Genomic DNA, 11,715 nt, shown 5'->3' with positions numbered 1-11,715 from the left:
CCACCGCCCCCTGGCCGTGTTTGTCACACCTCCGGTGCGGTGGTCGCGGCGCGGGCTGCGGCGACCAGACGCTCGGTCTCCGCACGGACCGCCGGATCGTCGACGGGAGTGCCCGGCTCGTACCGCACGGTCCAGGTCAGCCCATCAACCCCCGGGACGCGCCGGGCGACCACCCGGCCCGCGCCACCGGGCACCGGGTGCGCCTCGGTGTACGCCACCGAGCGGGTCACCCGTTCCCGCACCTGGTGCGGCAGTTCCCCCGGGTCCGGCAGCGGGTAGGTCTCGGTGGGGCGGTCGGCCACCACCAGGTAGTCGTCGCGCTCGACGACGGGTTCGGCGGCGGTGACCACCAGTTCCTGCCCAGACCAGACCGCCCGGAGGATGTCGTGCCAGCCCAGCCGTTCCACCCGCCGGGGTAGCCAGAGCCCGAGGTTGGTGGCGACCAGTACGCTGCCCTCAGCGCAGCCACCGGCGGCAGCCCAGGCGAGCACCCGTTCCCCGGCGTCGAGCGGTGGACGGTCTGCCGGCGACAATTTCGGCCGGCGGCGGAACAACCCCATCTAGCACCCTCCCACGGCTACCGGTACCCGCACCTGCCGGCGGTCGGCATCACAGCCCACCCGCGGCCTGCTCACGCAACGCCCGGGCATGTTGCTCGAGGGACAACAATTCGCCGAAGGCGGCGAAGTACTCGTCCTTGTTGCTGACCGGATTTATCCGCTGAATTCTCGACTTGAGCTCCCGGATCCGGCCGGTCACTGCCCCCCACTGGAGGCGGGCCATCGTCACCGACACGTAGCGCGGATCGAGTTCCCCATCGATTCGCAACGGCTCGACAGCCAGCTCGCCGACGAGCGCCTGGGCGGCGAGGTCTGCACAGGCGTGGCGGACCGACTCGATCCAGACCGCACCGCCGGTAGCCGCCGCCGCTCCCCCGGCCGCCGCCACCGCCGCCCGGACCGCGACGTGCACCGGATGGCGATACTCCGTGGCCTCCACGGCGTCGAACATCGGCCCGGCGAGCACCGGCGCCTGCAGGGCCAGCTTCAGCGCCTCCCGCTCGACCGCCGCCTGTGGGCTGTCCGCCGGTGACTGCGGTTGCGGCTGTGCTGGGGCCCCGCGGGGCGCGGTGTTGGCCCTGTCGGGAGCGTGGGCGGCAGCCAGCACGGCCCGCTGCACCGGCTCGATCTCCATGCCGAGGTCCCCGGCGAGCTTACGGACGTACTCCGGGCGCTTTTCCCGGTCTTTGATCTTGGCGACCAGCGGGGCCGCCCGCCGCATCGCCTCCACCCGGCCATCAACGGTGTCGAGGTCGTGCCGGCCGATCACGTGCCGCAGCGCGAAGTCGACCAACGGTTCACGGCGCGCGACCAAGTCCCGAACGGCCAGCTCCCCCTTGGCCAGCCGCAGCTCACAGGGGTCCATGCCGTCCGGACTGACCGCGATGAAGGTACGCCCGACGAAGCGCTGATCGTCATCGAAGGCGCGTAGCGCCGCCTTCTGCCCGGCCGCGTCCCCGTCGAAGGTGAAGATAATCTCCCCGGCGACGGCTTCGGTGTCCAACAGCAGCCGGCGCAGCACCCCGATGTGGTCGCCGCCGAATGCGGTGCCGCAGGTCGCCACGGCGGTCGGCACCCCGGCCAGGTGGCAGGCCATCACGTCGGTGTAGCCCTCGACCACGACCACCTTGCCCTGCTTGGCGATCTCCCGCTTGGCCTGGTCGATGCCGTAGAGGACGTGGGACTTCTTGTAGATCGGCGTCTCAGGAGTGTTCAGATATTTCGGGCTGTCGTCGTCGTCAAAGAGCTTGCGGGCGCCGAAGCCGACGACATCACCGGCCAAGTCCCGGATGGGCCAGAGCAGCCGGCGGCGGAACCGGTCGATGAGGCTGCCCGACCGGGCCGGCCGGGACAGCCCGGCGATAACCAACTCGTCGTGGCTGAAACCCTGCTGGCGCAGGTGGCGGGTCAACAGGTCCCACCCGTCGGGTGCGAAGCCGCAGGCATACCGCTCGGCGGCGGCCTTGTCGAAGCCGCGTTGGGCGAGGAACTCGCGGGCCGGCCGGGCTCCGGGGGTAGTCAGCTGCCCTTGGTAAAACTCGACCGCGGCGACGTGCGCGGCGATCAACCGCTGCTTCTGCCCCTGCTGCGGCCGGGCCCGGGGGGTGGTCTGGTCGTTGGCCACGTAGCGAAGCTGAAGGCCGGCCCGGCCGGCCAACCGCTCGACGGACTCGACGAAACTGAGGTGTTCGGCATCCATCAGGAACTTGATGGCGTCCCCACCGGCCCCACAGCCGAAGCAATACCAGACGTTTCGGGCCGGTGACACGTTGAATGACGGGCTCTTCTCGTCGTGGAACGGACAGAGCCCCTTGAGGTTGCCGCCACCCGCGGACCGCAGGGTGACCGTCTCGGAAATGATCTCCGCGATCGAGGTGCGCTCGCGGACCAACGCGATGTCCTCGTCCCGGATCCGCCCCGTCATCTCCGCCACCTCCTCGCCGTACATCCTGCCCTGTCCGACCGGCGTCCCGATGGCCGGGGGACGCGGGCACGGCGACCGCCGCCCGAATCCCCCTCGGCGGAACTCGCGGCGTGAGACCAGAGTGGTCGGGGACTACTCCTCCTCTTTTTTGGTCGAGCGGGCGTGGTGCTCCTCTTCCCTGGTCGAACGGGCACGGTGCAGGGCCTCGGCCAGCCCGTGCTGGTGGGGCGGGCGCGCCCGCACCGCCGGGTCCTGGAGCATCTCCTTGACCAGCGACACGGCGAGGCCGAGCATCACCACCACGAACGGCAGCGCAACCATGATCGTCGCCTGTTGGAGCGCGCTCAGCCCGCCGGCCAGCAGCAGCACCGCGGCGGTTCCACCGATGAGCACACCCCAGGTGACGACGATCACCCGGCGCGGGTGCAGCGCACCCCGGGAGGACAGCGACGCCAGCACGAGGGAGGCGGAGTCGGCGCTGGTGACGAAGTAGAGCGTCACCAGCACCATGGCCAGCACGCTGGTCAGCACGCCCAGCGGCAGTGCCTCGAGCAGGCCGAAGAGCGCATTCTCGCTGCCGGCGGCGGTCTCGGCGACCAGGTCCGCGCCGCCGGTGGCCTGCACCCGCAGCGCGCTGCCGCCCAGCACCGCGAACCAGACCACGCTGGCCCCGCTGGGCACCAACAGCACGCCGATCAGGAACTGGCGCACTGTACGGCCACGGGATATGCGGGCGATGAAGGTGCCGACGAACGGCGCCCAGGAGATCCACCAGGCCCAGTAGAAGATTGTCCAGGAGCCCAACCAGGACGACTCGGAAAAGGCCCCGGTCCGGGTCGACATGAAGATCAGGTTGCTGAAATAGTCGCCGATCGAGGCGGGCAGCACATCAAGGACGTAGACGGTCGGGCCGACCACGAAGACGAAGAGCATCAACAACACCGCCAGCACCACGTTGGTGGTGGACAGCCACTTGATGCCCCGGTACAGCCCGGAGAAGGCCGAGATGACGAAGGCCAGGGTCAACGCCCCGATCACCACCAGCTCCACCGCCCTGCTGCTGGGGATCCCGGCGACCCGGTCCAGGCCCGCGGCGACCTGGAGCGCGCCAAGGCCGAGACTGGTCGCCGAGCCGAAGACCGTGGCGAAGATCGACAGCAGGTCGATCACCCGCCCGACCGTGCCGTCGGCTCGGGACCCGAGCACCGGGCGGAACACCGCCGAGATCCGGTTCTCCCGCCCCTTACGGAAGGTCGAGTAGGCCAGGGCGAGCGCCACCACCGCGTAGATCGCCCAGGGGTGCAGCGTCCAATGGAAGAGGGTGAACTGCATGGCGACCGAGGCGGCGGCGCCAGTCTCCGGCTCGGCCCCGGTGGCCGGTGGCGGCGAGGCGTAGTGCTGGATCGGCTCGGCCACGGCGAAGAAGACCAGGCCGATCCCCATCCCGGCGCTGAACATCATGGCGACCCAGGCCAGGGTGGTGAACTCCGGCCGCTCGGTCTCGGCCCCCAGCCGAATGGTGCCGAACCGGGAGAGGGCCAGCACGATGGTCAACGCCAGGAAGGCATTCGCCGCGACGACGAACAACCAGCCGAACGTGGTGATGACCCAGCTCAGGCCGGACTCCCCGACGCTGGAGACCGACTCGGGCGACCAGACCCCCCAGGCCACGACGGCCAGCACACCGCCGACAGCCAGGCCCAGCAGCAGTCGGTCCACGCTCCTGCTCGCGGCCCGCTGCTCCGCCCACTCGTCCATGTCCGCCCCCTCCGACGACGAGCCGCTGCCCGCCCTCCACCAATGCCCCCCTGCCATCCTGCGGGTGGCGGGGGTAGCACCGGGGCGAAATCGGAACGGTCGGCGTCAGGTCGGGGTAGCGACGGACTCCTCGGCCTCGACCTGACGGTTCCACTCCGCTTTGCTGGCCCGCCAGCCCTCGTCGTCCACACCGCGACGCCAGTAGCCGGAGACGGAGAGCCGCTCGCGCGGAACCTCCCGCTCCACCCGCAGCAGCCGGCGCAGCTCCCGGACAAAGGTCGCCTCACCGTGCACGAAGGCGTGCACCCCGGGTGGGAAGTCCAGCTCCCGGACCGCCGCGACCAGCGCCGCGCCGACCGGTCGCTCCCCCCGGTGCAGCCAGGTCAGCCGTACCTGCCCCGGGCTGGGCAGCGGCTGTTCCTCGGCCGGTCCGCTGGTCTCGACCAGGACGGTGGCCGGCGCGCCGGCGGGCAGCCGTTCCAGGGCGACGGCGATGGCCGGCAGGGCGCTCTCGTCGCCGACCAGCAGGTGCCAGTCGGCCTCGGGGCTCGGGGCGTAACCCCCACCCGGGCCGACGAAGTGCACCGGGTCACCGGGGCGCAACGCCGCCGCCCACGGCCCGGCCAGCCCCTCGTCGCCGTGGTACACCACGTCCACAGTCAGCTCACCGGCGTGGGCGTCGAAGGCCCGTACGGTGTAGGCGCGCAGCCGCGGCCACTGCGCGGCCGGTAGGTCCCGACGGATTGCGGCCAGGTCGATCGGCTCCGGGTAGACCGCCCCGGGCACCGGAAAGAGAAATTTGATGTAGTGGTCGGTGAACTCACCGACCGGCAGTCCGGCCAGCTCGTCGCCGCCGAGAACCAGCCGAACAACGTGCGGGGTGGGCCGTCCGATCCGGACGACGCGGGTGGACGTGACCTTCTTCGGACGATCCGTCATGCGGTTAGGTTAACCTAAGTCAGTCGACCCGGACGGCGCCGGTCGGGCCACCGAAGTGCCGGGCTCGCCGGTCAGGCCACCGAAGAGCCGGGCATGCCACTGCACCGCCGCCGGATCGGTCAACGACGCCACCTGATCGACCACCACCCGCAGTCGGGCCGCATCATCTCCGGCAGCCCGCCACAGCGGGGCGAACACCGCGTCCAACGCGTCGGGGGCCCGATCGGTCAGGCCCGCTACCAGGCCGGCGAGGAGCTGCCGCTGCCGCTCGTGCCGGGCGGCGGAGCCAGGGCGACGCAGCACGTACCGCAGGGCGATGCCCTTGAGTAGCGCGCACCGGGCCCGGACCTCACGCGGCACGACCAGGTCGGCGGCGTACCGCCGGTGCGGGCCGGGCCCGAACCGACGCCGGGTGGCGGCCACGGCGGCGGCGGCGAAACGACCGGTCAGCACGCTGGTGGTCGCCTTCAGCGCGGCCTGCGCCCGGTGACTCCCGTCGTAGCCGGCCAGCGCCGCGAGCAGCGGGTCGGCGAGCAGGTCAACCAGCACCTCAGCAAGGTCGGCCGGGGACTCGCTGGAGTAGGTCGCCGCGACATCGGCACCGAGCGCCGCCCGCTCGTCGGGGTCGGCCAGCAGCGGACGTAGGGTCACGTACCCACCATGGATGCCGTCCTCGACGTCGTGCACCGAGTACGCGACGTCGTCGGCCCAGTCCATCACCTGCGCCTCCAGGCACCGCCGCCCGTCCGGCACGTCGGCGCGCAGCCACTCGAAGACCGGGCGGTCGTCGGCGTACACCCCGAACTTGCGCTCGCCCGGCCGGCGCGGCCACGGATACTTGCTGACCGCGTCGAGGGTGGCCCGGGTGAGGTTCAGCCCGGCGCAGGCGCCATCCGGGCCGATCACCTTCGCCTCCAGGCGGGTGAGCACCCGCAGGGTCTGCGCGTTGCCCTCGAAGCCGCCGCAGGTCGTGGCGAGGGCGTCCAGCGTCTCCTCGCCGCTGTGCCCGAACGGCGGGTGCCCGAGATCGTGGGCGAGTCCGGCGGCGTCCACCACGTCGGGGTCGCAGCCGAGCCGACTGCCCATCTCGCGGGCGATCTGGGCGACCTCCAACGAGTGCGTCAACCGGGTGCGAAGGAAGTCGTCGGTGCCGGCCGTGTGCACCTGGGTCTTGGCGGCGAGCCGCCGGAAGGCCGCCGAGTGCAGTACTCGGGCACGGTCTCGCTCGAACGCCGACCGACCCTGCCCGGTGTCCTTCGCGGGCTCGTCCACCCACCGCCGCTGGTCCGGGTCGACCGGGTTCATGCCGTCAGGTTACGCCGGGCGGCCGGTGGGCGGTGATGGCCAACGGTACGGCCGCGCCACCGCCCGTCAGGTCAGCGGCTGTCTGAACCAGCGGTCTCCACGGCGGCCCGCCCCGCCTCCAGCCGGGCGACCGGCACCCGGAACGGCGAGCACGAGACGTAGTCCAGCCCAACATCGTGGAAGAAGTGCACCGAGTCGGGGTCACCGCCGTGCTCGCCGCAGACGCCGAGCTTCAGCCCCGACCGGGCGGCCCGCCCCTCCTCGGCGGCGATCCGCACCAGCCGGCCCACCCCGTCCCGGTCGATCGACTCGAATGGCGAGATGCCGAAGATGCCCAGCTCGAGATAGCGCCAGAAGAAGGCGCCCTCCACGTCGTCGCGGGAGAAGCCCCACGCCATCTGGGTCAGGTCATTGGTGCCGAACGAGAAGAACTGCGCCGCCTCGGCGATCTCGCCGGCGGTCAACGCCGCCCGTGGCACCTCGATCATCGTGCCGATCAACACCTCGACACCGCTGCCGCCGACCACCTCGGCGATGATCTTCTCGGCTTCGGCGCGTACCGTCTCCAACTCCTGCACCGCACCGACCAGCGGGACCATGATCTCCGGGAAGGCGGACCCACCAGACTTGGTGACCGCGACGGCGGCCTCCGTAATCGCACGGACCTGCATGGCGAACAGGCCAGGAACGACCAGGCCGAGCCGGACCCCACGCAGGCCCAGCATCGGATTCTCCTCGTGCATCCGCCGGACGGCGGCCAGCAGCGCCTCCTCCCGGGCCGCGGCCTCGCCCCGCTCCTGGGCCACCGCCACGTTGACCGCCAGCTGCTCCAGCGGGGGCAGGAACTCGTGCAGCGGCGGGTCGATCAACCGCACCGTGACCGGCAGCCCGTCCATCTCACGGAAGATCTCGATGAAGTCCGCCCGTTGCAACGGCAGCAACGCGGCCAGCGCCTGCTCCCGGTCGGCGTCGGTGGAGGCGAGGATCAGCCGCTCGACCAGTTCCCGCCGGTCGCCAAGGAACATGTGCTCGGTGCGGCACAGGCCGATCCCCTGGGCGCCGAAGCGCCGGGCCCGCGCCGCGTCCGCCTTGGTGTCCGCGTTCGTCCGCACGGCCAACCGCCGCCGGTCGTCGGCGTGCGTCATGATCCGATGTACGGCCCGCACCAGTACGTCGGCCTGCTCCGGGTCGAGGGTGCCCTCGAAGTACCGCACCACTTCGGACGGCATCACCGGCACCTCGCCCAGGTAGACCTTGCCGGTGGTGCCGTCGATCGACACCACGTCGCCCTCGTTGACGGTCTGTCCGGCCACGGTGAACCGCTTCGCCGGGATGTCCACGTCGAGTTGGTCGGCACCGGAGACACAGGTCTTGCCCATGCCTCGGGCCACCACGGCGGCGTGGCTGGTCTTACCGCCCCGCGAGGTGAGGATGCCCTGTGCGGCGATCATGCCGTTGAGGTCGTCCGGGTTGGTCTCCCGGCGGACCAGGATCACCGCCTCGCCCTGGCCGGCCAGCTCCACCGCGCGGGCAGAGGTGAAGACCACCTTGCCGACGGCTGCGCCCGGAGAGGCGCCGATACCGGTGGCGACCGGCTGGAACTCGTGGTCCAGGTCGAAACGCGGGAACATCAGCTGGGCGAGCTGGGCACCGTTGACCCGGTGCAGCGCCTCGTCCAGGTCGATGAGGCCCTCGTCAACGAGCTGCCCGGCGATGTTGAACGCCGCGGCTGCGGTGCGCTTGCCGACCCGGGTCTGAAGCATCCACAGCTTGCCCCGCTCGATGGTGAACTCGATGTCGCAGAGATCCTTGTAGTGCCGCTCGAGCCGGGCCATGTAGTCGAGCAGTTCGTCGTAGGACTTCTTGTCGATCCGCTCCAGCTCCTGCAGCGGCACGGTGTTGCGGATCCCGGAAACGACATCCTCGCCCTGTGCGTTGGCCAGGTAGTCGCCGTAGATGCCCTGAGCCCCGCTGGCCGGGTCACGGGTGAAGGCAACACCGGTCCCCGAATCCGTACCGAGGTTGCCGAAGACCATGGCGACCACGTTCACCGCGGTGCCCGCCTCGGCGGGCAGTCGCTCCTGGCGGCGGTAGATCACCGCCCGCTCGGCGTTCCACGACTCGAAGACCGCCCGGATCGCAAGGTCCAGCTGCTCCCGTGGCTCCTGCGGGAAGTCCCGGCCGGTGTGCCGGCGGAAGATCTTCTTGTAGGTGTCGACCAGTGCACGGAGGTCGTCGGCGGTCAGGTCCAGGTCCAGGTCGCTGCCCTTGGCCCGCTTGGCGTCGTCAAGGGCGTGCTCGAAGTCCTCCCCCGGCACATCGCAGACGGTCTTGCCGAACATCTGGATCAGGCGGCGGTAGGAGTCCCACGCGAACCGGTCGCTGTCGCTGGCGGAGTCGGGGCCCGTCGAGCCGCCGGCCTGACGGGCCAGCCCCACGACGCTCCGGTCGTTGAGGCCGACGTTGAGGACGGTCTCCATCATGCCCGGCATCGAGAACTTGGCGCCCGAACGCACCGAGACCAGCAGCGGGTCCTCCGGGTCACCGAGGGTTCGCCCCATCGCCTGTTCCAGGGCGTCGAGGTGGGAGCCGACCTGATCGGCGAGGCCGGCCGGCTCGCTACCGGTGGCGAGGTACGCCTGACACGCCGCGGTGGTGATCGTGAAGCCGGGCGGCACCGGCAGGCCGAGGTTGGTCATCTCGGCCAGGTTCGCGCCCTTGCCACCGAGGAGATCCTTCTGGTCCTTGTTCCCCTCGGCGAAGTCATAGACGTACTTGTGATCGACTGTCTTCTGCGCTGCCACCAGAGCCTCCCACGCACGCCGAATGTGTCACTTGACGAAGTTCAGCTGCCACCGGGCCGGCCCGGTCGCCGACGGTCCGTGGCCACGCTGCCGATCGTGGGGCGAAGGTTAGGCGAACATCGAACCTTCAGGGACCGTTCGGTGACAATCGGCACAGCTGTCCCCACTTTCCGTGTTCGCACCCGTCTTTGGAAACGCTTCCACGCGCACGATCACGCATCCGTCCTGCCGCCGTACCCTTGATGCAACGCTCTCGGTGAAGCCTTGCCATAACCGCCGCGAATACACCCCCGAAAGGCAGCTCCGTGCACCCCACCCCCGCCACCTCGCCGCAGCAGCCGGAGCACCGGCCCGCACCCGCGACCTCGGGCGCGACGGGCACCGTGCCGGCCACCGACGGCGACGCGAACACCCCGACGACATCCACCTTGGCCCCGGCCCAGCCGGCAGCGGGCGAGCCGACGCCGGTCCAGCCGACACCGGGCGAGCTGGCCCCGGCCCAGCCGGCAGCGGGCGAGCTGGCCCGGCTGGCGGCCCACGAAGCCGGCACCCGACTCACCCCCACTCCGGTCCGGCTGGGCGACGTGGTGCCCGCGCCCGAACAGGTACGACCGGAGCCCCGCGCTGACTTCACGCTGACGGCCGACACCGTGGTACGGGTCAGCCCTGACCCCGCCGCACGGGCCGTCGCCGAACGCCTCGCCGGCCTGCTCCGCCCGGCCACTGGATATCGGCTCCCGATCGCCGAAGCCCCGCACCCCGAGCTGGCCCACGGCATCGTGCTCGTCCTCGCCGAGCAGCCCGACCTCGGCCCCGAGGGCTACCGACTCGACGTGACGCCGACCGGCGTCCGGATCAGTGCCGCCACCACCGCCGGGCTCCACCACGGCACCCAAACCCTGCGCCAGCTTCTCCCGGCCGCGATCGAGAGCAGCACACCAGTTCGCGCCACCTGGACGCTGCCCGGTGGGTCGATCATTGACCGGCCGCGCTTCCCATACCGGGGCGCCATGCTCGACGTGGCCCGCCACTTCTTCGGGGTTGACGACGTACTGCGGGTGATCGACCACCTCGCCCGCTACAAGCTCAACCACCTGCACCTGCACCTCACCGATGACCAAGGGTGGCGGATCGCGGTCGAGTCCCGGCCACGACTGACCACGGTCGGCGGAAGCACGGCGGTCGGTGGCGGCCCCGGCGGGTGGTACACCCCGGCCGACTATCAGCGGATCGTCGCGTACGCGGCCGAACGGCACCTCACCGTCGTTCCGGAGATCGACCTGCCGGGGCACACCAACGCCGCGCTGACCGCCTACCCGGAGCTGGCCCCGGACGGCACCACACCGGTGCCCTACACCGGCACCGAGGTCGGCTTTAGCTACCTGGACCCAGCCAACGCGCAGACGTACGAATTCGTCGCCGACGTGCTCGGGGAAGTCGCCGCGCGCACCCCCGGGCCGTACCTGCACATCGGCGGGGATGAGGCCTTCAAAGTGAAGGGAGCGGCGTACACCGGATTCGTCGAGCGAGCGCAACGCATCGTGGCCGAGCTTGGCAAGACGGTGGTGGGCTGGCACCAGCTGGCGCCGGCAGCCCACATCGAGGGGCGGGTGCTCCAGTGGTGGGGCACCGACGGAGTTGACCCGACGACCGCGGGCGCGGTCCGCCGCGGCGCCCGCCTGATCCTCTCCCCTGGTAACCACGCGTATCTGGACATGAAGTACGCCTCCGACACCCCGATCGGACATGACTGGGCGGGCCTGATCGACGTACGGCGGGCGTACGACTGGGATCCGGCCACCCAGGTGACGGGGGTGCCGGCGGAGGCCGTGTTGGGCGTGGAGGCCCCGCTCTGGACCGAGTCGGTCACCTCGCTGGCGGAGATAGAGTTCATGCTCCTGCCCCGGTTGCCCGCCATCGCGGAGCTGGGCTGGTCACCGCGGGCCACCCACGACTGGTCGGCGTTTCGCGCCCGGTTGGCCGGGCAGGGACCCCGCTGGACGGCGGCCGGCATCGCCTTCCACCGCTCCCCCGAGCTCCCCTGGCCAGCGACACCCGCCGACCCGCCGACGGCGCAGGCCCCGCCACCCGCGCCGCGCCCCCGCCCCGGGCAGGGATAACGGAGCGGGCGGGTCCCGGGCCACGGTGTCACGTAACCACTCGGCTGAGTCAGATATCCGTTTTCGCCCCGACGCCTGAGCTGGGAGATGCCACCCGTTCGCCCACCCTGGGCGGGCTGCCCGGGTGGTCTGGGTCTCAGTCGGTGGGGAATCGGCGACGGGGGCCCATGGTTATACCTGGCGTAACCATGCAGGGCAGCCGCGAGCGCCCCCGCCGAACCACCGAACCACCGGTGCTCGCCCGACCCGGAATGCACCGGGCCCGGCAGTGGTTACATCCCCCGGGCCGCCCGAGTAGCACCCCC

At 71.1% G+C, this 11,715-nt stretch carries 7 protein-coding genes; 1 reads left to right on the top strand and 6 read right to left on the bottom strand.

Going from position 1 to position 11,715, the window contains the following annotated elements; all coding sequences use genetic code 11:
- Positions 1-23: 23 nt before the first annotated feature.
- From B116_RS0101650 to ppdK, 6 genes are all read right to left on the bottom strand, one after another.
- Positions 24-560 (bottom strand): hypothetical protein, encoded by a 537-nt coding sequence (locus B116_RS0101650; protein WP_018724392.1) that lies wholly within the window; start codon positions 558-560, stop codon positions 24-26.
- Positions 561-609: 49 nt separating this feature from the next.
- The gene (gene dnaG / locus B116_RS0101645; protein ID WP_027659019.1) at positions 610-2,508 is read right to left on the bottom strand and encodes a DNA primase; all 1,899 of its coding nucleotides are present in this window, start codon (positions 2,506-2,508) and stop codon (positions 610-612) included.
- Positions 2,509-2,616: 108 nt separating this feature from the next.
- Entirely contained in the window at positions 2,617-4,242 is a 1,626-nt protein-coding gene (locus B116_RS0101640; RefSeq protein ID WP_018724394.1) for a BCCT family transporter, read from the bottom strand.
- A 105-nt stretch (positions 4,243-4,347) separates the two neighbouring features.
- Positions 4,348-5,181 (bottom strand): siderophore-interacting protein, encoded by an 834-nt coding sequence (locus tag B116_RS0101635; protein ID WP_027659018.1) that lies wholly within the window; start codon positions 5,179-5,181, stop codon positions 4,348-4,350.
- 9 nt (positions 5,182-5,190) lie between these two features.
- On the bottom strand, positions 5,191-6,486 hold the full coding sequence (locus B116_RS0101630; RefSeq protein ID WP_018724396.1) for a deoxyguanosinetriphosphate triphosphohydrolase: 1,296 nt from the start codon (positions 6,484-6,486) through the stop codon (positions 5,191-5,193).
- A gap of 71 nt (positions 6,487-6,557) precedes the next feature.
- On the bottom strand, positions 6,558-9,290 hold the full coding sequence (gene ppdK / locus B116_RS0101625) for a pyruvate, phosphate dikinase (protein WP_027659017.1): 2,733 nt from the start codon (positions 9,288-9,290) through the stop codon (positions 6,558-6,560).
- A 305-nt stretch (positions 9,291-9,595) separates the two neighbouring features.
- Here ppdK and B116_RS0101620 point away from each other — a divergent pair, with 305 nt between their 5' ends.
- Positions 9,596-11,410 carry a beta-N-acetylhexosaminidase gene (locus B116_RS0101620; protein WP_027659016.1) on the top strand — a complete coding sequence of 605 codons (1,815 nt, stop codon included), beginning with the start codon at positions 9,596-9,598 and terminating at the stop codon, positions 11,408-11,410.
- Positions 11,411-11,715 lie beyond the last annotated feature (305 nt).

The organism is Salinispora fenicalii (assembly GCF_000514815.1).
GTDB lineage: Bacteria > Actinomycetota > Actinomycetes > Mycobacteriales > Micromonosporaceae > Micromonospora > Micromonospora fenicalii.
This window is presented reverse-complemented; position numbering and strand designations above follow the sequence as displayed.

Bases quoted from the DNA above. Each gene is read 5' to 3' on its own strand.
- B116_RS0101650 (WP_018724392.1), bottom strand. From the start codon at position 560: ATGGGGTTGTTCCGCCGCCGGCCGAAATTGTCGCCGGCAGACCGTCCA.
- dnaG (WP_027659019.1), bottom strand. From the start codon at position 2,508: ATGTACGGCGAGGAGGTGGCGGAGATGACGGGGCGGATCCGGGACGAG.
- B116_RS0101630 (WP_018724396.1), bottom strand. From the start codon at position 6,486: ATGAACCCGGTCGACCCGGACCAGCGGCGGTGGGTGGACGAGCCCGCG.
- B116_RS0101635 (WP_027659018.1), bottom strand. From the start codon at position 5,181: ATGACGGATCGTCCGAAGAAGGTCACGTCCACCCGCGTCGTCCGGATC.
- B116_RS0101640 (WP_018724394.1), bottom strand. From the start codon at position 4,242: ATGGACGAGTGGGCGGAGCAGCGGGCCGCGAGCAGGAGCGTGGACCGA.